21 protein-coding genes are annotated in these 21,352 nt (G+C 59.6%); 11 read left to right on the top strand and 10 right to left on the bottom strand.

The window, feature by feature from the left end; translation table 11 throughout:
• Positions 1 to 60 precede the first annotated feature (60 nt).
• The 4 genes from FOT55_RS06985 (at position 61) to FOT55_RS06970 (ending at position 4,573) form a co-directional block, all read left to right on the top strand.
• Positions 61 to 750 (top strand): fimbrial protein, encoded by a 690-nt coding sequence (locus FOT55_RS06985; protein WP_141998876.1) that lies wholly within the window; start codon positions 61 to 63, stop codon positions 748 to 750.
• 112 nt (positions 751 to 862) lie between these two features.
• Positions 863 to 1,573 (top strand): fimbria/pilus periplasmic chaperone, encoded by a 711-nt coding sequence (locus tag FOT55_RS06980; protein WP_025304073.1) that lies wholly within the window; start codon positions 863 to 865, stop codon positions 1,571 to 1,573.
• 8 nt (positions 1,574 to 1,581) lie between these two features.
• Positions 1,582 to 3,993, top strand: coding sequence for a fimbria/pilus outer membrane usher protein (locus FOT55_RS06975; RefSeq protein WP_147823279.1), 2,412 nt, complete (start codon positions 1,582 to 1,584; stop codon positions 3,991 to 3,993).
• A gap of 25 nt (positions 3,994 to 4,018) precedes the next feature.
• Positions 4,019 to 4,573 (top strand): hypothetical protein, encoded by a 555-nt coding sequence (locus FOT55_RS06970; RefSeq protein ID WP_147823278.1) that lies wholly within the window; start codon positions 4,019 to 4,021, stop codon positions 4,571 to 4,573.
• Here FOT55_RS06970 and FOT55_RS06965 read toward each other — a convergent pair.
• Positions 4,545 to 6,827: a molybdopterin guanine dinucleotide-containing S/N-oxide reductase gene (locus tag FOT55_RS06965; RefSeq protein WP_147823277.1), complete on the bottom strand. Its 2,283-nt coding sequence runs from the start codon at positions 6,825 to 6,827 to the stop codon at positions 4,545 to 4,547. The genes FOT55_RS06970 and FOT55_RS06965 overlap by 29 nt on opposite strands.
• Positions 6,828 to 7,047: 220 nt before the next feature.
• On the opposite strand from FOT55_RS06965, the gene galR reads away from it, so the two are divergent.
• From galR to FOT55_RS06950, 3 genes are all read left to right on the top strand, one after another.
• Positions 7,048 to 8,067 (top strand): HTH-type transcriptional regulator GalR, encoded by a 1,020-nt coding sequence (galR, locus tag FOT55_RS06960; protein ID WP_028127674.1) that lies wholly within the window; start codon positions 7,048 to 7,050, stop codon positions 8,065 to 8,067.
• Positions 8,068 to 8,225: 158 nt separating this feature from the next.
• Positions 8,226 to 8,570, top strand: a complete 345-nt coding sequence (locus tag FOT55_RS06955) for a type II toxin-antitoxin system RelE/ParE family toxin (RefSeq protein WP_147823276.1) — start codon at positions 8,226 to 8,228, stop codon at positions 8,568 to 8,570.
• A gap of 5 nt (positions 8,571 to 8,575) precedes the next feature.
• Positions 8,576 to 8,878, top strand: coding sequence for a helix-turn-helix domain-containing protein (locus tag FOT55_RS06950; protein WP_025304078.1), 303 nt, complete (start codon positions 8,576 to 8,578; stop codon positions 8,876 to 8,878).
• Positions 8,879 to 8,905: 27 nt separating this feature from the next.
• Here the strand turns inward: FOT55_RS06950 and lysA are convergent, their stop codons facing one another.
• On the bottom strand, positions 8,906 to 10,168 hold the full coding sequence (lysA, locus tag FOT55_RS06945; RefSeq protein ID WP_141998881.1) for a diaminopimelate decarboxylase: 1,263 nt from the start codon (positions 10,166 to 10,168) through the stop codon (positions 8,906 to 8,908).
• A 133-nt stretch (positions 10,169 to 10,301) separates the two neighbouring features.
• On the opposite strand from lysA, the gene FOT55_RS06940 reads away from it, so the two are divergent.
• Entirely contained in the window at positions 10,302 to 11,225 is a 924-nt protein-coding gene (locus tag FOT55_RS06940; protein WP_060422988.1) for a LysR family transcriptional regulator, read from the top strand.
• Between the two features lie 27 nt (positions 11,226 to 11,252).
• Here the strand turns inward: FOT55_RS06940 and FOT55_RS06935 are convergent, their stop codons facing one another.
• Positions 11,253 to 12,161, bottom strand: coding sequence for a LysR family transcriptional regulator (locus tag FOT55_RS06935; protein WP_049206124.1), 909 nt, complete (start codon positions 12,159 to 12,161; stop codon positions 11,253 to 11,255).
• Between the two features lie 108 nt (positions 12,162 to 12,269).
• Here FOT55_RS06935 and FOT55_RS06930 point away from each other — a divergent pair, with 108 nt between their 5' ends.
• Together FOT55_RS06930 and FOT55_RS06925 are read left to right on the top strand one after the other, a co-directional pair.
• Positions 12,270 to 13,154 carry an MBL fold metallo-hydrolase gene (locus tag FOT55_RS06930; protein WP_147823275.1) on the top strand — a complete coding sequence of 295 codons (885 nt, stop codon included), beginning with the start codon at positions 12,270 to 12,272 and terminating at the stop codon, positions 13,152 to 13,154.
• A gap of 68 nt (positions 13,155 to 13,222) precedes the next feature.
• On the top strand, positions 13,223 to 13,870 hold the full coding sequence (locus FOT55_RS06925) for a DsbA family protein (RefSeq protein WP_038878652.1): 648 nt from the start codon (positions 13,223 to 13,225) through the stop codon (positions 13,868 to 13,870).
• 28 nt (positions 13,871 to 13,898) lie between these two features.
• Here the strand turns inward: FOT55_RS06925 and FOT55_RS06920 are convergent, their stop codons facing one another.
• Positions 13,899 to 14,606, bottom strand: a complete 708-nt coding sequence (locus tag FOT55_RS06920) for a hypothetical protein (RefSeq protein WP_060435046.1) — start codon at positions 14,604 to 14,606, stop codon at positions 13,899 to 13,901.
• A 205-nt stretch (positions 14,607 to 14,811) separates the two neighbouring features.
• On the opposite strand from FOT55_RS06920, the gene FOT55_RS06915 reads away from it, so the two are divergent.
• On the top strand, positions 14,812 to 16,539 hold the full coding sequence (locus FOT55_RS06915) for an ABC transporter ATP-binding protein/permease (protein ID WP_147823274.1): 1,728 nt from the start codon (positions 14,812 to 14,814) through the stop codon (positions 16,537 to 16,539).
• A 36-nt stretch (positions 16,540 to 16,575) separates the two neighbouring features.
• On the opposite strand, the gene agaF is transcribed toward FOT55_RS06915, so the two are convergent.
• Genes agaF through agaR form a run of 6 tightly spaced genes read right to left on the bottom strand, consistent with a single transcriptional unit; the run spans position 16,576 to position 21,256 of the window.
• Positions 16,576 to 17,010 carry a PTS galactosamine/N-acetylgalactosamine transporter subunit IIA gene (gene agaF, locus FOT55_RS06910; protein WP_025304086.1) on the bottom strand — a complete coding sequence of 145 codons (435 nt, stop codon included), beginning with the start codon at positions 17,008 to 17,010 and terminating at the stop codon, positions 16,576 to 16,578.
• A 10-nt stretch (positions 17,011 to 17,020) separates the two neighbouring features.
• Entirely contained in the window at positions 17,021 to 17,914 is an 894-nt protein-coding gene (locus FOT55_RS06905) for a PTS system mannose/fructose/sorbose family transporter subunit IID (RefSeq protein ID WP_147823273.1), read from the bottom strand.
• A complete protein-coding gene (gene agaW, locus FOT55_RS06900) occupies positions 17,904 to 18,683 on the bottom strand; it encodes a PTS N-acetylgalactosamine transporter subunit IIC (protein ID WP_019455697.1) in 780 nt (259 codons plus the stop codon). The genes FOT55_RS06905 and agaW overlap by 11 nt, the downstream gene beginning before the upstream one ends.
• Before the next feature lie 14 nt (positions 18,684 to 18,697).
• The gene (agaV, locus tag FOT55_RS06895; protein WP_019455696.1) at positions 18,698 to 19,174 is read right to left on the bottom strand and encodes a PTS N-acetylgalactosamine transporter subunit IIB; all 477 of its coding nucleotides are present in this window, start codon (positions 19,172 to 19,174) and stop codon (positions 18,698 to 18,700) included.
• A gap of 1 nt (position 19,175) precedes the next feature.
• The gene (locus tag FOT55_RS06890; protein WP_043139785.1) at positions 19,176 to 20,459 is read right to left on the bottom strand and encodes a D-tagatose-bisphosphate aldolase, class II, non-catalytic subunit; all 1,284 of its coding nucleotides are present in this window, start codon (positions 20,457 to 20,459) and stop codon (positions 19,176 to 19,178) included.
• A gap of 23 nt (positions 20,460 to 20,482) precedes the next feature.
• Entirely contained in the window at positions 20,483 to 21,256 is a 774-nt protein-coding gene (gene agaR / locus FOT55_RS06885) for a transcriptional repressor AgaR (protein ID WP_004931804.1), read from the bottom strand.
• Positions 21,257 to 21,352: the final 96 nt, after the last annotated feature.

Raw genomic sequence — 21,352 nt, 5'->3', positions numbered from 1 at the left:
ATATTTTCAAGCAATACGACTTTTATTTATTTAGTGGCATATTCTCAGAAGGAAACCTGAATGAAGAAATATTTATTTTTAGCCCTGCTACCTCTGTCGTGCACGAGCGTACTGGCCGCAAAAACAGCCAGTACGTCTGTAGATTTCTCCGGAGAAATTTACAATAACACCAGCTGCAGTATTGCTGCCAACACCAATAGCATTGATCTTGGCCGCCATTCCAGCGAAGCTTTTGATAAAGTAAATCCTGTCCAGTTGGAAGGCAACGGCATGGGCAGCATCCCGTTCACCGTAAACTGCACGGCACCGACCAGCATGGGCATTGAAGTTACCAGCGCCAGCGGCGATGCCGATTATCAATATATGGACAGAAGCTTCACCGCATCGCTGGCAAAAGACGCCAGCAATAAAGATATCGCCGTGCTGGGCCTTGCACTGTCAGATATCGCTATGGATGGTGAAACCGTGCGTGCGGCGCTGATTCCTGAAGGCGATGATATTTTTGATTTGACCAATGTAACTGACGGTGCAGATCACGAACAGGCTATTTTCTCTGTTGCCTCAGGTAATCGCTTTGCGGTCACATCAGATGCTAATTACGACAACATGGCGATCGGTCAGAACCTGAGCGGCACATTCAACTACCGTTCATTCCTTACCCCGCTTAGCTACATTGATGATAAAAGCATCCAAATGCAAGATAGCATTGCATTGCAAGCTTCTGTGAATCTTTCGGTTCACTACCTGTAATCACCAGGTGGGGACACTTCGCTGTCCCCACTTATTTCAGCCTCTTTGTTTGGCAAAATACCTTAACGTCCTTTGACTAGAGTTCGTTATTCTCCGCTATTCAGGAAATAAAATGAAAGGTCTCATCCATTATCTCACCGCAATATTTATATTGCTTACTCCATTTTATGGCCAAGCAACCATTAAACTGGAAAAAATAAGCCTTTTGGTCAATCAAGAGAAAGGAGAGACAACGGTAAGAGTCGATAATATCGGTAATTATCCTGTATTGCTATTCTCATCCGTTGTTAAAAATGCATTAAGCAAGCAAGGAGAAGATCCCTTATTCATTCTTTCTCCGCCAGCCGCGCGTATTGATCCGGGTAAATCTCAGCTGGTACGCGTCATGCTTGCCGATCCCTCGGGACTTGATAAAACCCGTCAGCAAATGCGCCATATCTATTTCCAGGAAATTCCCGATATGGGAGAAAAAAGCAACCAGCTTAAGGTGAATACTCGGCATAGGGTCGTCGCTATCGCCACACCCTCCGCGCTGGTGGAAAACAAATCTCCCTGGCAAACCTTGCATTGGCAACAAAATGGGCATTCTATACAAGTCAAAAATCTCAGCCCTTACGTTATCAGGTTAGCCCCTTCCATCACCGTACAACCCAGTAACCAGCAGTTTGTTTTAGAACAACCTTATTTGCTGCCTGGGCAAACGATCGGTACACGTAAGAGCGATAGGCTTACCAGCCCCCCCTCCCGTTTGCACTTCACGCCAATCAGTAACACGGGGCGCGCCATACCCGATATCACGGTCAACCTTGCCCCAATCCAGTGAGGCAGCCTTTGAAATTGCATATACCGCTACGTCTGCTGGCGTTTTGTCTGCCTATAGGCTATGCCTCGACCAGCCTGGCTGACTACGATATTGAAATGATGCGCGCACTTGGATTACCCAGTGAGATTGCTGATTACTTTTCCTCTGGAGCGAAATTCCCCGCAGGAAAACAAGCGCTATTCATCAACGTCAACGGACAAAATCATGGACGACATGAAGTCAACATAGACAAACAAGGCGAATGGCAATACGACGCTGAACTCGTAGAAAGCCTAGGGTTATACCCCTGCAAGCTCAACACTCAGGCAGATATGCTGATGAGCCAATGTTATCAAGGCAGCCGCATCGACAATGAAACCGGTAATAATCAATTGATTTTGCTGTTGCCCGAGCGCTATATCCGTCGACAACCGGCGGACTATGAATTTGGCGGCCATGCCCTGATGCTGAATTATACCGCTAGCCGATTCGACAGCCAAAATCACAGCAGTGATTACGCGGCGTTGGAAACCGGCTTTAACAGCAATAATTGGCTGTTTCGCCATAATGGCACCTATAACAAGTCAGAACGACATCAGGGGTACACGCCTTATAATAGTTATCTGCAGCGGACATTGACGGATCACGACGCCATGATGCGTTTGGGACGAGCGACGTTATCAGATTCGCTTTACAGCGGCATTACCTTAGATGGCCTGCAATGGCTGCCTGACTCGTCGTTGTCATTGAGTCAACGCAGTGATGTGCCGGTAGTCGAAGGTATCGCCGAGAGCCAAGCCAAGGTTGAGATTTTTCAGAATGGCAGATTAGTTTACGCTACGCAGGTGCAGCCGGGCACTTTCCGCCTGACCGATATCCCTGCGCAGTTCGACGCAGTCGATTTGTCCGTCACCGTCACGGAAAGTAACGGTAGCCGCAAACAATTCATCGTCCCTTATCTGACGACCTCAGGACGCTCTACTCCCCGCCAGGGCAGTTACTCCCTTGCTCTCGGGCGCACTCACAGCCTGGAAAAAAGTACAGAAATGCCTTTCATCACTGGCTCATTCTCTTTGCCATGGCTCAACCACCACCAGGTGAGAGGGGGAAGTTTCCTCAGCCGCGATTATCGCGGCATCGCCGCCGGTTATAGCATTGCCAATAGCGATTATCGTTTTACAGCCTTGAGCCACGTGGCGCAGTCGCCAAGTGGAAAGGGCACCAAGCTGCAGCTGAATAGTGCATTGCCCCTGATAAAAAACCTTAAGCTGAAAGCCGGTTACAGCATCCAGTCAGAGCGATACCGTTCGCCCACACAGCTTCGTTCTCCACGTAAAGATGACGGCGAAGGAACTTATTGGCCTGTATCGTACGGTGCATCATCTTCACACCAACGTCAAAGCTACAGCCTGGGCCTAGGCTGGCACCATAAATACATTGGAAATCTATCTTTAGGCGTTACACGCGCTGAAGGGGGAGATAAGCAACAAAATCAACGAGTCTACGCCTTCTGGAACCGTCAATTTGGCGCAACCACCGTTGGCGTTAGCCTGGAAAAAGAGCGCAGCCGCGAGGTTCGCGATAACGATACCAGGGTGTTCGCCACCCTTTCATTGCCTCTGGGAAAAAACCGACGTTATAGCGCCAATATGATAAGCAACGGAAGACATCGTAGCATCAGCAATTCGCTTTCCGGCCAAGCGTTGAATGGCGATCTGGCTTATGGACTCAATGCAACACAGGGCACCCAATCCAACAACGGCACCTACTCAGGCAATGTGAACTATTTGAGTCCGTTCACAACGCTTTCCGGCAGCTATAGCCATCTGTCAGAAAATCAGCAGGCATTTTACTACAGTGCCTCTGGCTCCCTGGTGGCAGACAGCAGCGGGCTAACGCTCTCACCACAGAAAATCGGCGATACCTTCGGCGTCTTGACGATACCGGGCCTCGCCGGAATCAGCGTGTCTACGCCAGGCGGAAAGGTGAAAACCTATGGCAAGCAAGGTAAGGCGGTCATCCCAAGGCTGCGTGAGTATCAACCAAGTCTGATTAACGTAGACACCAGCACCTTACCCCCCGGCGCCGATATCGATAACGGCGTGCGCAAGATCAATCTGGCACGTGGCAGCGTTAAACGTATCAATATCGGTGCCATTAATACATTGCGGGCCATTGTCCAGATTAGCTATGCAGACGGCACAAAACCCGCTATCGGCAGCATGATTTTGGATGAACAACAACGAGTAGTCGCTTTTACCAATGATCAGGGCGCAGCCTTCATTGAACATCAGAAAGCGCACCACGCGAAGAACGATGCGTCTTCACAACGCTTCAGCATGAAACACTCGTCGGGACAGGCATGTTATTTCGCAATTGCTGCCGACACCTCTTCCCGCAATCGTGCCGGCATCAGCCACTCCGAAGCCGTGTGTCGCTAAACGTTCATCGATATCAGGAGAACACATGAAAGTGATTTATTATGGGTTGGCAGCCATAGCCATCAGTTTTGGGGCTAACGCTAACTGCACGCTAACGACCACACAAAACAGCATTTATCTGGGGGAGCACAATATTGGGACACTGTCTCAGCAACCCACTCTGCTGCACAGCGCCCCATTGCAGTATCGGTTGACTTGCGATGAGCCAGTGCAGTTGCAGGGGTTCACTCTGCGGGAGAATAGAAACCTGGCAGAAGGAGGCGGCGCAACCGATGCTTCTAGCTATCTCAGCCTCACGGTTGATGAATTACGCAACGATGATGGTGAGCCCCTTTCCTTTTCACTCGCCCCCGGGCAACCACGCCAAAGACATCTACCCAACTATCGTTTATCCGTCGATCGGGAAGCATTACACATCCTTGTACCGGATAACGAGGTTGGGCAACACTTCACACTGTCATTAACAGTCTCCAGTTTCGCCGCGGCCGCGACACAACTGCGTCAACAGCAACGCGATAACATCCCGCTGTCGACCCAATTGCTGGTCAGCGCTAACTATCTTGATCCCGACGTTCGGTGAATGCGCTGACCTCCACCAGACAGCTCATGGCGTTCGGCCCCTGCGTCAGCGGCGAGGTGCCGATATCGAGCGTCAGCACGTTCGGGTTGCCCGCCTGCTCGACCGGCCGGCGCTGCGCGTCGTAACCCGGCTCGAACCAGGCGCCGGTCGCCATCAGCACCACGCCGCTCGTCACGCCATCGGTGAGCGATACCCCCGCCAGACAGCTGCCGCGTGCGTTGCTAACCAGCACTTCGGCGCCGTCCGCCACGCCGCGCGGCGCCGCATCGTCCGGATGCATGTACAAGGTTTCGCGCCCGGCAGTCTTGTTGTTCTGCGCCAGCGGCGCCGGATCCATCTGGCTATGCAGGCGATCGCTCGGTTGAATGGAGATCAGGTGCAGCGGCCAGTTTTTGGCCTGCGGCGCGCCCAGCCACTCCACCGGCGGCCGCCACTGCGGATGCGGCGCGAAATCTTCGTAGCGATAGCCGGCGATCCGCTCGCTGAACAGCTCTATCTTGCCGCTGGACGTTTGCAGCGGGTTAGCCTGCGGATCGGCGCGGAACGCCTCAAAAAAGACGAACTCTTTGGCCGGCGCGGGCAGTTCGACATAGCCCCGGCGCCAGAAATCCTCAAACTCGGGCCAGGCGACGCCGGCGCGCTGCTGCGCTGCGCCGCATTGCCGGTAGATAGCTTCGATCCAAGCCCGCTCGTCGCGATTCTCGGTAAAGCGCTCACGATAGCCGAGACGCTCCGCCAGATCGGCGAAAATATCGAAATCGTTGCGCGCCTGATGCTGCGGCGCAATGGCCTGATGCATCGCCAACACGTAGCGATCGCGCGACGAGCCGCCGATGTCGTTACGCTCCAGCGAACTGGTGACCGGCAGCACGATGTCCGCCATTTTGGCCGCCGCCGTCCACCAGATATCTTGAACGATCACCGTGTCCGGCTTCTGCCACCCCTCCACCAGCCGATTCAACTGCTGATGATGATGGAACGGGTTGCCGCCGGCCCAGTGCACCAAATGGATATCCGGATAATGCCGCGTCTCGCCGCAAAATTGATAGGCTTCGCCGGGGTGCAACAGCATGTCGCAGATGCGCGCCACCGGGATCGCCAGCCCGGCCGGGTTTTCTCCTACCGGCATGGTCGGCGCGGGGGTATCCACGCGCGGGTTGCCGACGCCGTTCATCGAGCCGTGGCCGAACGAGAAGCCGCCGCCCGGCAGCCCCACCTGGCCCAGCATCGCCGACAGCGCGATCATCATCCAGTACGGTTGTTCCCCCCGATGTGCGCGTTGCACGGAGTAGGAGCAGGTGATGAAACTGCGCACGCCGATCAGTTGCCGCGCCAGCAGCGCAATACGCGCCGCCGGAATGCCGGTAATGGCGCTGGCCCAGTCGGGGGTTTTCGCCACGCCGTCACCGGCGCCGTTCAGGTAATCCGCCAGCTGTTGATAGCCCACGCAGTGGCTGTGCAGGAAGGCTTCATCCTGCGCGCCCAGCCGCTGGATTTCATAAGCCAGCGCCAGCATCAGCGCCACGTCGGTATTCGGCCGGATCGGGATCCATTCCGCGTTGACGAACGCGGGGCAGTCGTCGCGCATCGGGCTAATGTTGATCACCGGCGTGCCCTTATGCGCCAGCTTTTGCAGCCAGGGTTTGAGCGCATGTTCCGCCGCGCCGCCGGAAGAAACCTGAGCGTTTTTCAGCGCCAGCCCGCCAAACGCCACAAACAACTCGCAATGCTCCACCACGCTCGGCCAACTGGTGACGCGCCCGGTCAAGGGCGAGAAAGTGCCGATCACATACGGCAGAAAGAACTGCGCCGCGCCCCAGCTGTAGTTGCCCTGCTGATCGACCCCGCCGCCGCCGCCGAAGTAGAACCGCCGCACCAGCGAGCGTGCATGGTGCAGCCGCCCGGCCGACGACCAGCCATAAGAACCGGTGAACAGCCCGGAGGCGCCGTAGCGATCGCGCACCCGGCGATTCTCTTCCGCCACCAAATCGAGCGCTAACTCCCAGCCCACCTCGACGAAATCTTCCCTGCCGCGCAGCGTACGGTCGCTGCCCTCGCGCTTTTGCAGCCACGAGCGGCGCACCGCCGGTTTGCGAATGCGTTTGTCGGAGTAGACCATCGGGACGATGGAATCGAGCAGCGGCGAAGGGTCGGGATCGTCGACGAAGGGTTCACAACGGATAAGCCGACCGTCTTCAACCACGGCGGTATAAGCGCCCCAATGGGCGAGCTGCGGATAGCGTTTAATGGACATGGCATTCTCGGCGCAAATCGGAATGCACAGACGTTACCTCAGCCCGGCGCCAGTGCCAACGTACAAATTGCGCTATCGTTCGGTCGTCGATGGTTATGCGTACAGACTCGAAGAGATTCTGCAACGGCCGCCACAAGTTGCGCACGAGACCGCTTGCAGCCCCGGTTTTTTTCCGCAAAACTGGGGGATGTAAGCGATTACCCAGGATGTGTTGACTGATATGGCTACGATAAAGGATGTTGCCAGGCTGGCGGGTGTTTCCGTGGCCACGGTATCCCGCGTGATAAACAATTCCCCCAAGGCCAGCGAAGGGTCGCGCACCGCGGTGCTGGCCGCCATGGAACAACTGCAGTATCACCCTAACGCCAACGCACGGGCGCTGGCGCAGCAATCCACCGAGACGCTGGGCCTGATCGTCTCCGACGTTTCCGATCCCTTCTTCGGCGCAATGGTCAAAGCGGTCGAGCAGGTGGCCTATGCCACCCACAATTTTCTGCTGATTGGCAACGGTTACCACGACGCCGAAAAAGAGCGCCAGGCGATTGAACAGCTGGTGCGGCACCGCTGCGAAGCGCTGGTGGTGCACGCCAAAAGGCTGAGCGATCAGGAACTTTGCGGCTGGATGCAACAGATCCCGGGCATGGTGCTGATCAACCGCACGCTGCCGGGCTTCGAAACACGCTGCGTGGCGCTCGACGATCGCTACGGCGCCTGGTTGGCGACCCGTCATCTGATCCAGCAAGGGCACCAGCGCATCGCCATCATCTGCTCCACTCACCAGATTTCCGACGCCACCGACCGGCTGCAGGGCTATCTCGACGCGCTGCGGGAACACGGTATCGCGGTGGATGAAAAGCTGATCGCCTATGGCGAACCGGACGAGATCGGCGGCGAACAGGCGATGACCGAGTTGCTCGGCCGCGGCCGTTCGTTCTCCGCCATTACCTGCTATAACGATCCGATGGCCGCCGGCGCGCTGTCGGTGTTGAGCGATAACAGCGTCGACGTACCGGGGGAAATTTCGCTGATCGGTTTCGACGACGTGTTGATTTCGCGCTACCTGCGCCCACGCCTGACCACCATTCGCTACCCTATCGTCGCGATGGCCACCCAGGCGGCAGAGCTGGCCCTGGCGCTGGCCAACCGGCAACCGCTGCCGGAAATCACCAACATGTTCAGCCCGACGCTGGTGCGCCGCCACTCGGTCGCCACCCTCAACAACGCGCACGAACAGCCGTAATGACATCGCTGCATGGGTGAGCAGTCACCCATGCGTTCATATTGCGTAGCCCGCCGCATTTCCCGCTTTTGGATTTTTTCCGCTCCCTGCGTTCGTGCATATTGTTCGAACAATAACCCTTACACTATATAGCATAAAAGCTATATTCTGAGCGCATCATGTGGCAAGTGGTGACCGTCGAACGGTTCGACGACTGGTTTTTAGCGCTGAACAACGCCCAGCAAACCAGCATCCTGGCGGCGATCTTCAAATTACAGACGTTCGGCCCGCAGTTGGCGCGGCCGCACGCCGATACGCTGCATTTTTCCGACGCGGCCCGGCAGTTGAAGGAGCTGCGCGTTCAACATCGCGGGCGCCCTTTCAGAGGGTTTTTCGCCTTTGACCCACAGCGGCAAGCGGTATTGCTGTGCGGCGGCGATAAAACTGGCGACCAACGCTTTTACCAGCGCATGTTGCCCATCGCCGCCATGGAGTTTTCACATTATCTGGCAACCCGGAGGTAGTGCAGATGGCCAAACCTTTATCCCAACTGATCGATAAACTCGATCCCGCCGTCGTTGCCGCAGCCAGGCAAAAAGCGGACAAGGAAATTTTCGAGCTGCGGCTGGCAATGCTGAGGGAAGAGCTGGCGGTCTCTCAGGTTGAATTGGCGAAGCGGCTCGGCATCAGCCAACCCTCCGTCGCCAATTTGGAAAAGCGCGGCAGCGAAATAAAGCTGTCGTCGCTCAAACGCTATATCGAGGCGATGGGCGGCACGCTGTCGCTGGATGTGCAATTGCCCAATGGCCAGCACCGCCGCATGACGCTGTGAAGCGGGCGCCAGGCGCCCGCCCGCTGATCAGATAAGTTCCAGCGCGATCAGTTCTTCGATGGTTTGGCGGCGGCGGATCAGGCGCGGCTCGCCGTTTTCGAACAGCACTTCAGGCAACAGCGGGCGGCTGTTGTAGTTGGAGGACATCGACGCGCCGTAGGCACCGGTGTCGTGAAACACCAGATAATCGCCGATCTGGACCGGCGGCAGTTCGCGGGTTTCCACGCCGCCGCCCGCCTGCTGGGTGAAGACGTCGCCGGATTCGCACAGCGGCCCGGCGATCACCGTTTCGCGCAGCGGTTGCCCCGAGGTAGCGCGCCCATCGGCCGGCAACAGTGAAATATGGTGATAGCTGCCGTACATTGCCGGGCGCATCAGATCGTTAAAACCGGCGTCCACCAGCACGAAGTGGCGGCTGCCCATGTCTTTCACCGCCCGCACCTCGGCCACCAAGACGCCCGCTTCCGCCATCAGGAAACGCCCGGGTTCAATCTCCAGCTGCACCGGATGCCCCAGATGCGCGGCGATGCGTTCACGCGCCCGGTTCCACAAACCGAAATAGTGTTCGGTATCGATCGCCTCTTCGCCGTACTGATACGGGATAGACAGGCCGCCGCCGGCGGAAATGGCGCTGATGTCATGACCGAGATCGATCACCTGCTGCACCATCGCATCGCAGACGCGCTCCAGGTGCTGGTAATCGACGCCAGAACCGATGTGCATGTGCACGCCGATCAGCTTCAGGCCGTAGCGGCGGATCTTCTCCACCGCCTGCGGCAGGTCGGCATACCAGATACCGTGCTTGCTGTTCTCGCCGCCGGTGTTGGTTTTCTGGCTATGGCCGTGGCCAAACCCCGGGTTAATGCGCAGCCACACCGGGTGCCCTGCGGAAACCTGGCCGAGCTGATCCAGCATGTCGATGGAACCGGCGTTGACCGGAATCTTCAATTCGCTGACGCGCGCCAGCGTGGCGTGATCCAACACGTCCGCAGTAAACACGATCTCGCTCGGTTCGCCGCCCGGCTGAAAACCGGCCCGCAGTGCCCGCTCAATCTCGCCCAGCGACACCGAATCCACCTTCACGCCCTGCTCACGCATCAAGCGCAAAATATGAATGTTCGAACAGGCCTTCTGCGCGAAACGGACGGTATCGAAATGGCGCAGCTGAGCGATGCGCTGGCTGATGATGTCAGCATCATAGGCCCAGACCGGGCAGCCGAAACGCTGCGGCAAGGCCAACAGGTTAGCGGCGTTCAACGCGGTGGAGGTGTCGTGCAACGGGCGTGGCATGGCGATATTCCCAATTCGAAAATGACGGCAGATAGAGCCATAGTGCCGCACGCTGAATCGGGTGGAAAATATCTATTTAGCCATAGTCTATTCATTTATGATATGGCTTTCCCCTTAATCGAGCGGCCTCACCATGCACAGCATCTCTTTGCGGCAGATCGAAATTTTTCGGGCTGTGATGACCACCGGCAACCTGACCGAGGCGGCGGCCCTGCTGCAGACCTCGCAACCGACCGTCAGCCGCGAGCTGGCGCGCTTTGAGAAGCTGATCCGGCTGCAGCTGTTCGACCGGGTGCGCGGTCGCTTGTCCCCCACGGTGCAGGGCCTACGGTTGTTCGAAGAAGTGCAGCGCTCCTATTACGGCCTCGATCGCATCGTCAACGCCGCCGCCGGCATTCGCCAGTTTCAGCAGGCGCAGCTGTCGATCGTGTGCCTGCCGGTATTTTCTCAATCGCTGCTGCCGGCGGTGTGTCGGCCCTTTATCGAACGTTACCCGGAAGTCAGCTTCAGCGTCATCCCGCAAGAGTCGCCGCTGCTGGAAGAGTGGCTGTCTGCCCAGCGTCACGATCTCGGGCTGACGGAAACCACCCTGACGCCGGCGGGCACCGAGCGGGTGACGTTGATGACGTTGAACGAAGTCTGCGTGCTGCCGACGGGCCACCCGCTGCTGGTGAAAGATCGGCTGACGCCGCAGGACTTCGCCGGGCAGAACTTTATCAGCCTGTCGAGCACCGACAGCTATCGCCACCTGCTGGATGCGCTGTTCGGCGAACAGGGCGTCGAGCGCCGCATGGTGATGGAAACGCACAGCGCGGCGTCGGTGTGCGCCATGGTGAGGGCCGGCGTGGGGGTGTCGATCGTCAACCCGCTGACGGCGCTCGACTATGCCGGCAACGGTGTGCACGTGCGGCCGTTCAGCATCGACGTGCCGTTCACCGTCAGCCTGATCCGGCCGCTGCACCGCCCTTCATCGGCGCTGGTCACCGCCTTTATCGACCACCTTCATCAGCAGGCCGCCGCCTTTGCCGCCCGGCTGGCCGCCGCCGTCAGGCGCTGAAAGCGGCGTGGGAATATTGCCGAAGTATCAGCGCAGCGTCGCCTGCCACTGCGGATCGGTGGCGAACCACTCCACCAGAAAGTCCAGCATGGTGCGCAAGGTGGCGGGCATCTGGCGGCGTGAGGTATAGATGCCGTAGATGCCCATCGACTGCGGCCGATAACCCGGCAGCAACTCAACCAGTTCGCCGCTGGCCAGCAGCGGCGCCGCCGAATAATAGGGTTGCATGGAAATGCCCGCCCCCTGCACCGTGCCGGCCATCAGCACCACCGATTCGTTGGCGCTCAGGTTGCCGCTGACCGCCACCGCCGATTTCACGCCCTGAGCATCGAAGTGCCACAGGCTTTTGCCGAAATAGGAGTAGGTCAGGCAGTTGTGCAACGCCAGATCCTGCGGCTGGCGCGGGGTGCCGTGCGCCGCCAGATATGCCGGCGCGGCGCACACCACCGATGCGCAGGTGGACAGCGGCCGGGCGATCAGGTTGGGATCCAGTTCGTTGGTGATGCGCAGCGCCAGATCGATGCGCTCCTCCACCAGGTTCACCGCCCGGTTGTTCATCTGCAGATCGACCGCCACCTGCGGGTGACGCTTCAGATACTGAGCGACGGCCCCCACCAGCGCCGTTTGCCCGAGCGACTGCGAACAGGTAATGCGCAGCAGGCCGCGCAGCTCGTCGCTCTGCCCTTCCTCCACCAGATCGATCTCCCCCGCCAGCGCCAGCATTTGCCGGCAACGTTCCAGAGTACGCTCCCCGGCGTCGGTCAGACTAAGCTTACGGGTAGTGCGGTGCAGTAAACGCGCCCCGGCCCATTGCTCCATCTGCGCCAGGTAGCGCGTCACCATCGCGCGCGACATCTCCAGCGTTTCCGCGGCGGCGATCATGCTGCCGCGATCGACGATGGTGACAAAAACCTCAGCGGCGGTAATGCGATCCATGATTAGTCCGATTTATGCAACGAATAATTGCTTATTATCCGGTTTTTCTATCGCTTTATGCAACCTAACATCATTACAACATTAACTGATACCTAAGGACCTCTGCCCATGTTTAAGAAATCACTGTTAACTCTGGCCTTCACCGGCGTCGCCACCCTGAGCACTTACGCCACCGCTGCCGATACCCTGACCATGGAAGTGTATAACCCGGGCGAGAAAAGCGTGTTCCCGGTGTCTTCCGAAATCGTCAGCGGCAAACACGAAGTGGCGCTGATCGACGCTCAGTTCCAGCGTAACGATGCCGAAGAGCTGGTGAAAAAGATCAAGGCGACCGGCAAGAAACTGACCACCGTTTATATCAGCCACTCAGACCCGGATTTCTATTTCGGTCTGGACGTGATCAAGGCGGCCTTCCCGGAGGCGAAAATCATCGCTTCGCCTGGCACCATCAAAGACATCAATGCGACCAAAGACGGTAAAGTTGCCTACTGGGGCTCGATCCTGAAAGACAACGCGCCGAAAACCGTGATCGTGCCGCAGCCGCTGCAGGGCGACAGCTTCACCATCGACGGCCAGAAAGTGGAAGTGAAAGGCCTGAACGGCCCGACCCCGGATCGCACCTTCGTGTGGATCCCGGCGCTGAAAGCGGTCGTGGGCGGCGTTGCGGTCGCCGGTGACAATATCCATCCGTGGATCGCCGACAACCAGACCGTGGAATCGCGCCAGCACTGGCAGCAGACGCTGAAAAATATCGAAGCGCTGAAGCCGCAGGTCGTCGTGCCGGGCCACTTCCTGCCGGGCGCCGCGCAAACGCTGGCATCGGTGCACTTTACCCAAAAATACCTGACCACGCTGGAAGCCGAGCTGCCGAAAGCCAAGGATTCCGCCGCGCTGATTGAAGCGATGAAAAAACACTACCCGACGCTGAAAGACGAGTCGAGCCTGGAACTGAGCGCGAAAGTGCTGAAAGGCGAGATGAAGTGGCCGCAATAAGCGCCCGTGCGTGATTGAACCAGCCCTGGCGCCGCGGTGAACTGCCGCGCGCCAAGCGAGGAGTAAAAATGACCGAAACCACTCTGCATTATATTTTCGATCCGCTGTGCGGCTGGTGCTACGGCGCCGCGCCGCTGGTGAAAGCGGCTCAGAGCCTCCCCGGGCTGAAGGTGGTGCCGCACGCCGGCGGCATGATGACCGGTAACAACCGCCGCCAAATCACCGACGAATGGCGCAACTACGTCATTCCGCACGACAAACGCATCGCGGAGATGACGGGCCAGCCTTTCGGCGAAGCCTATTTCAACGGACTGCTGCGCGACACCACGGCAGTGATGGATTCCGAGCCGCCGATCACCGCTATCCTGGCGGCGGAGAAACTGGCGGGACGCGGGCTGGACATGCTGCACCGCATTCAGCAGGCACACTATCAGGAAGGCCGGCGCATCGCCGACACGCCGGTGCTGGAAGCGTTGGCGAAAGAGCTGGGGTTGCCTTCGGCGGCGTTTATCGCCGAAATGCGCTTTAGCAGCGGCGCGCCAACCGCGCAACACATCGCGGAAAGCCGGGCGCTGCTGGCCAAAGTGCAAGGCCAGGGCTTCCCGACCTTTGCGCTGCAGGACAGCGAAGGCCGCCTGCATCTGCTGCCGGCCGGCAACTATCTGGGCAATGTGGAAGCCTGGAAAAACCTGCTGGGCGCCGCCGCGCTGGCGTAACCCTTCTCGCCCCGATCGCCGGGGCGGGTCATTCGACCCGCACGAACCGCCCTTCGGCCCGCACGTTGTGACCGAACCCGCAATCCCCCCGCGTGTGCATCTCCAGCGCTTGTTTGCCAAACGCCATTGTCACGTCGCAGACCTGCGCGCTTTCCGCTTCATGCTGGTGGTAGACAGCCTTGCCGTGTTCGATCGGCAGCTCGGCGGTGAAGTCGCCCATGTTCGGCCCGTAATACAGCCCCATCTGCGGCATGGCGTAGCCGGAAAACGCGATCAACCAGCGCTCGCCCTGCGGCTTCACCGTCACTTCGCTCCACACGCCGCGCCCGGCGTATTGCCAATACACGCCGGCCAGCCCCTGCGGCTGTGGCCACTGCGCCAGGCGTTGGCGCAACAGGCTCATGTTGTGCTGCGATTTGTCATCGTGCGGCGCCAGCGCCAGATAGGCCTGCGCCTTGAGCAATTCGCCGGCGTGCATCAGCGACAACGCCACGTTGTTGTAGGCCGTAGCGACAGCCTGCTCGCTCAGGCCGCAAAACTCGCTCCAAGCCGCCTGATCGCGAAAGATGTCGGCGGCTTTAGCGTAATCCTGCCGCTGATAGGCCTTTTTTCCCAGTTCGGCGTAGCTCGCCACCTTTTGGCAGTCGGCGGCGATGTCCGGCTCGTCAATGTGCGCCCAGGCCCGGACGCTGGCGAAGACGCCGCAGGTCAGCAACAGAGGAAACCAAGCCTTCATCGTTTATCCTTTCTGCAAAAATTCGGCGCCAGTATAACCGCCCGGCGCCGGAGTGTATGCCGCAATTGCGCCCAGCTGCACGCTGCCGGCGATTCAGCCGCTTTATTTCAAACGGTTAGCGGAGTTAAAACTGCTTACAGTCACGGTTTGTTTGTTACCGGCCCGCAGCCCATGCTGAACGAAATACCGCAATTATCGAGCCGTTATGAACGCAACCCCCTTGCAGAAACACGCCGTGTGGCAGCTGATCAAACCCTTTTGGGTGTCGGAGGAACGATGGCGCGCCTGGATGATGCTGATCGCCATCGTCATCCTGTCACTCGGCCTGGTCTATATCAGCGTGCTGATCAACCAGTGGAACCAGGTGTTCTACGATGCGTTGCAGAACAAAAATTACCCGGTATTCAAGGCGCAGCTGTGGCGCTTTACCTATCTGGCGCTGATTTTTATCGTGTTGGCGGTCTACAAGATCTACCTCACCCAGGGGCTACAGATGCGCTGGCGGCGCTGGATGACGGAAAAGTTCATGGGGAAGTGGTTGGCGCACCAGGCGTATTATCACACCGAGCAGCAACAGATCGTCGATAACCCCGATCAGCGTATCGCGGAAGATCTCAACGTATTGACCCAATATACCCTGTCGCTGTCACTCGGGCTGCTCTCCAGCCTGGTGACGCTGTTTTCCTTTATCGACATTTTATGGCACGTCAGCGGGCCGATGACCTTCGCGCTCGGTCAGCACGCCATCACGCTGTCCGGCTATATGGTGTGGTTCGCGCTGCTGTATGCGGTGCTGGGATCGCTGCTGATCTGGTGGGTCGGCAAACCGCTGGTCATGCTGGGCTTCAACCAGGAACGGTACGAGGCGAACTTCCGTTTCGGCCTGATCCGCATCCGCGAAAACAACGACGCCATCGCGCTGTACCACGGCGAACCGCGCGAGGCACAGCAGCTAGGCGATCGTTTTGACACCATTCGCAGCAACTGGTGGGCAATTATGCGCATCACCCGGCGGCTGAACATTGCCACCAACTTCTACAGCCAGTTCGCCATCGTGTTTCCCCTGCTGGTGGCCGCGCCGCGCTACTTCTCCGGCGCCATTCAGATGGGCGGCCTGATGCAGATCGCCTCGGCCTTCGGCCAGGTGCAGGGTGCGCTGTCGTGGTTTATCGACGCGTTTAACGATTTGGCGACTTGGAAAGCCTGCGTTAACCGTTTGGCCGGCTTCAACGCCGCCGTCGATCAGGTTCACCATCAGCCGCGCGGCATTCAGCTGCGGAAAGAGACCGCCCACCCGTTAACACTGGATAACCTCAGCCTGAACTTGCCCGATGGTCAGCCGCTGCTGGCCGGCGCCGAGATGACGCTGCAACGCGGCGATCGCCTGCTGATCGTCGGCCCTTCCGGCTGCGGCAAGTCGACGCTGCTGCGGGCCATCGCCGGTATCTGGCCTTACGGCGCGGGCGCCATCGGGGTGGCGGCCAACGCCAACACGCTGTTCCTGCCCCAGCGCAGCTACATTCCGATCGGCACGCTGCGCGAGGCGCTGAGCTACCCGAGCCTGGCGTCAGAATACAGCGACGAACAGCTGATGCGGGTGCTGGAAAACTGCCGCCTGAAGCACCTGCAGCGCTGGCTGGATACCGCCGCCAACTGGAGCCATCGCCTGTCGCCGGGTGAGCAACAGCGGCTGGCGTTCGCCCGCGCCCTGTTGATCCGCCCGAACATCCTGTTCCTCGACGAGGCTACCAGCGCGCTGGACGACGAAACCGAGCAGCTGATGTACTGCCTGCTGGTGGATGAACTGCCGGACGTGACGCTGATCAGCGTGGCGCACCGCAACAGCGTGGCGAAGTACCACCAGACCTGCTGGCGCTTCAGCCGCAGCGAAGATCAACCGGCGCGCCTGGCGCTGAGCCCGCTGCCGGTATAACCCGCAGAGCCGGGCGCTACCGTGCCCGGCGTTCGTTCAGATACCGTCGGTCTGCACGTCTTCGCACTTCACTCGGCGGCGCTCATGCCACAGGCTGGTCAGGCCCCGTTTGCCGCACGCCAGCGCCACCTCGCGAAACTCATCCAGGCTCAACCCGTCGCGCTCCAGCATCATTTCCGCCGCCAGCTGCATATTGACGCCGGTGAGCACTTCGCAATCGCCCTGCTCATCTGCCAGTTCGCAGGCACTGCGAAACGGCGAACCGCCGAGCATATCGGTCAGGAACACCACGCCGTCCGGCTGCATCACCGCAGCCAGCGCCGAGCGTAGGGCGTCCCTGAGCTGCGCGGTACTCATCTGTTCGGGGAAATCAACCGCCGCGCAGTGCCGCTGCGGCCCCACCACCTGTTCCACCGCCTGCAACAGCCCGGTGGCAAAACCGCCGTGGCCGGTAATCACAATGCCTGGCATCGCTCGCTCCTCACAAAATGCCGATAAATTTGCCCACTACGCCAATCGCTACGGTGACGCCTATCAGCTTCACCGGTGAGAATCCGCGCTTCATCAGGAAGAAAATAAGCAGCGTGAAACACAGCGGCAATAAATTGGGCATCAACTTGTCCAGCACGTCGGTCTGCAAGGCCACGCTGGCCTTGCCGGCATGCATTACCAGCGGCGTGGACAGGTGCACATACGACGCCACCAGCGCGCCGATCACCGTCATGCCAACGATCGACGCGGCGTGAGAAATGCGCCGGGTGTGGGTCTTCAGCAGCGCCAGCGCGCTGGTGCCGGCCTGATAGCCGTAGTGCGCCAGCCCAAAACGCAGGCCGAAATGAAACAGGTTGAACAGCAACAGGAAGACGATAGGCCCGAACAAGCTCCCTTCCAACGCTAGCGAAGCGCCTATCCCGGCACAGATCGGCAGCAGCGTCAGCCAAAATAACGCGTCGCCGATACCGCCGAGCGGCCCCATCAGCGCCACTTTCACCGCGCGAATGGTGGAGATTTTCTCCTTGTTCTGCTCCATCGCCAGCACCAGGCCGGACAGGAAGGTGACGTCGAACGGGTGCACGTTGATAAATTCCATGTGCATCCTCATCGAGTTGGCCAGATCCTGCGGGTTGCGGTGGATCTTGCGCAGCCCGGGGATCAGCTGATACAGCCAGCCGCCCGCCTGCATGCGTTCATAGTTGAACGACGCCTGCAGCAGCAGCGAACGCCAGGCCATGCGGTTGATGTCGCCGCGCGTCAGCGCCTCGGCGGGCTGGCTGTCCAGATAATCATCCTGCTCCACCTGGCTGGTGGCCAGCGCCTGCGCCATGCGCTGCTCGGCCTTTTGCGCCAGCAGATCGTCGGAATCGTTAAATGCCATCTTCGGCGTCCTCCTGCGGAGCGGGCCGGGCGGTCGCCTCTGCCGCGCCGCGTTGCGTGTTGAAGAAATCAATCAAAGCGATCGCCAGGGCGCCCAGCGCCACTGCCAGGATCGGCAGCTTGAGGAACGTGACCGAGATGAAACCGAGGATAAAATAAGCCACGTAGGTTTTTTTCATCATCACCTTCATCAGCAGCGAGAAACCGATCGCCGGCATCATGCCGCCCGCCACCGCCAGCCCGTCCAGCAGCCAGCCCGGCGCTTTCTGCACCATGGCGCTGGCCGCGTCGGCGCCGAAGTAAATCGGTAGGAACGCCACCACGAAATAGAAGATGAACAGAATGCTGATGCCGAGATAGTTCACCCGTTCGATGCCGCGCCAGTTCAGCTCTTTCACCATACGATCGCAGCGGTGCATCATCGGTGAGAACAGCGTAAACAGCAGCGTGATGCAGCCCTGCACCGCAATCGAGAACGGCACTGCCACACCGATCGCCACTTTAGGATCGGCCTTGGTCAGAATGGCGAACGCGGTGCCGATCACCCCGCCGATCACCACGTTCGGCGGTTGGGCGCCCGCCAGCGGCACCATCCCCATCCACACCAGCTCCAGCGTCCCGCCCACCAACAAGCCGGTGTAGACGTCACCCAAAATCAGCCCCACCAGCGGCCCCATCACCACCGGCCGGTGGAAGTGGGTTAGACCGTCGAACAGGTCAACCCCCGCCAATCCGGCCAACAGCGCAATCAATAACGCATCCGTCAACATGCTTCCCCCCAGGCTCAAAAGAGCAATTTGCCGATCGCCTCGCCCGCTTCATCCGGCACCCGGCGCACTTCGCACTCCACGCCCAGCGCCGCCAGCGCGCGGAACGCGGCCACGTCGCCGTCGTCCAGCGACACCGTTTTGTGCACCTGCCGCTTCCCCTCGGCGAAGTGCATATTGCCGACGTTGACGAAACGGATCGGCACCCCGCCGCGCACCAGCGTCAACACGTCCTGCGGTGTTTTGCACACCAGAAAAATCTTCTGCCTGTCCGCCGCCTTGTGGATCACGTCGATGGTTTTCTGCAGCGTGAAGTAGCGGGTCTGCACCCCTTCCGCCACCACCATGTCCATCAGGTTCTGCTGCACCGGATCGGCGGCGGCCTCGTCGTTGGCCACCACCACCAGGTTGGCGCCGAGGGTATTGGTCCAGGTCACACCCACCTGGCCGTGCACCAGGCGATTGTCGATGCGGGTCATTAAAATGTTCGGCATGTCAGCGGCCCTCCGGGTAACAGGCGGCGTGGTAATCGTCGAGCACCTGCGTCACTTTATGCAGCACCCACTCCTGCGGATCGGCGCTTAATTCGCCGGCGTTCAGCGCCCGCGCCTGATCCGGCAGGTACTGGCTGAGCAGCGCCAGCGGTGCCGGGCTGCGGCGCAGGTTGTCCAGCAACCCGTCGACGGCCTGCTGCACCTGCGGCTGCGGCCAGTAGTAACGCACCCGATCGCTCAGGCTGTAGTGGCGATCGAGATACTGCTGGTGCGGCGTGCCGTGGTAATAGCGGCTCCACTGCTGCGGCTGCTCGCGCATCACCTGCTCCAGCGTGGCGCACAGCTGCGCCGACTGGCGTTCCCCCAGCCATTCACGCTCGATGCGATCGAGGGCGAACAGCGCTTCGCGCAGCGCGAAGGTCAGCGCCGGCCCCACCTTCAGGATGGCGAAGTGATCGCGCACCAGTTGGCGGTAGGCCTGCGGTGGTTGGTAGTCCGTAGAGTGCGCTTCATAGATCATGCCCGGCTGCCTTTCGATGAAGTGGCTCAATGCGTCGGCGCGCTGCGGTTGGTAATGCTCAACGCTGTGGTGATCGAACTCGACGCCCGGCTGTACCACCAGCGCGATAGTTCGCTGCCAGGCATCGTTCAGCTCGGCTTTTTGCCAGGCGATGCGGTGCGTTTCCAGCGTTTGCGCCACCGCCTGCGGCGTGGTGACCTGCAGACCCGCCAGCGCCTCCTGCGCGCCGCCCGGGACCGGCACTTCGGTGCCGATTACATAGACCGGCGCTTCGCCGCCGCTCTGCGCCCAGGCCCGCTCCGCCACCGCGCACAGGCGCGCCGCACGCTCGGCGACCGTGGCATCCCCCAGGGGCGAGGGATCGCCGGCGCACGACATGGAACAATCGAGGTGAATTTTGCGAAATCCGGCGCGAACGTAATCGTCGATCAAGGTTTCCGCCAGCGCCATCGCCTCCTGAGCCGGGCGATCTTGCCAAGCGTTGGGCCCCAGGTGATCGCCACCCAGCCACACGCGCTCGCGCGCCAGGCCCACTTCATCCGCCAGGCGCCACAGCGCATCGCGGAACTGGGCCGCCGTTTGGCCGGTATAGCCGCCGAATTGATTAACCTGGTTGGACGTCGCCTCCACCAATACCGGCGTGCCGCGCGCTTTGGCCTGCCGCAGCGCGGCCTTCAGAACCCAGGGATGGGCGGAACAGACGGAAAAGATCCCGACCGGCATACCGGCCTTGTGCTGCTCGACAAGCTGTAACAACTGCTGCATGAAGCCCCCATGCAGGCGCCCTGCTACCGATCGGCGATGATGACCTCCACGCCCAGCTCGGTTAACGCCCGCTCGTAATCGTCCGGAAGACGGCTGTCGGTGATCAGCCGATGGATTTGTCCGGCTTCGCGAATCATGCAAAAGCTCTTGCGACCGAATTTGCTGGCATCCGCCACCGCGATAATCTCGCGCGCCACCTCGCACATCACGCGATTGAGGTGCGCCTCACCGGGGTGAGGCGTGGTGATGCCGGCGCTCAGATCGAACCCGTCGACGCCCAAAAACAGTTTGTCGAAGCGGTACTGACGCAATTGCTGCTCGGCAGCCGGACCGTAGAGCGAGTAAGAGTTGCGGCGCACGCTGCCCCCCAGCACCATGACTTCCACCCCGTCGTTTCCCGAAAGCTCGTAGGCAATGTTCAGCGCATTGGTCATCACCACCAGATCGCGCCGCCCCTTCAGGAACGGCACGATCTGCGCGGTGGTGGAACCGGAATCGAGGATCAACGCATCGCCATCGCGCACATAGCCGGCCGCCGCGTTGGCGATCAGCGTTTTGACGTCGCGATTCAACCGCCCTTTGTCCCGTAACGGCCGATCGAAAGCGAATTGCTGATTGAGCATTGCGCCGCCGTAAGCGCGCAGCGCACACCCTTTTCGTTCCAGAAAGCGCAGATCGTTGCGGATCGTCACCGTGGATACCGCAAACTGCTTACTGAGCTGCTCCACGCGCACGCTGCCGTGCTCGCATAACAGATCGATGATGTGTTCACGTCGCTTTGCGGTATTCACTGGCATGAGCTGCGGTCCTCAGGTTTCCGGCATCGCCGGGGAGAAGATGGCTTTCGCTCTACTGCGCTGGCATTACAGCAAAGCGAAAGCAATGAAATTGTG

The organism is Serratia bockelmannii (genome assembly GCF_008011855.1).
GTDB classification, from domain to species: domain Bacteria; phylum Pseudomonadota; class Gammaproteobacteria; order Enterobacterales; family Enterobacteriaceae; genus Serratia; species Serratia bockelmannii.
The sequence above is the reverse complement of the archived record's forward strand: the minus strand, read 5'-3'. Positions and strand labels throughout refer to the sequence as shown.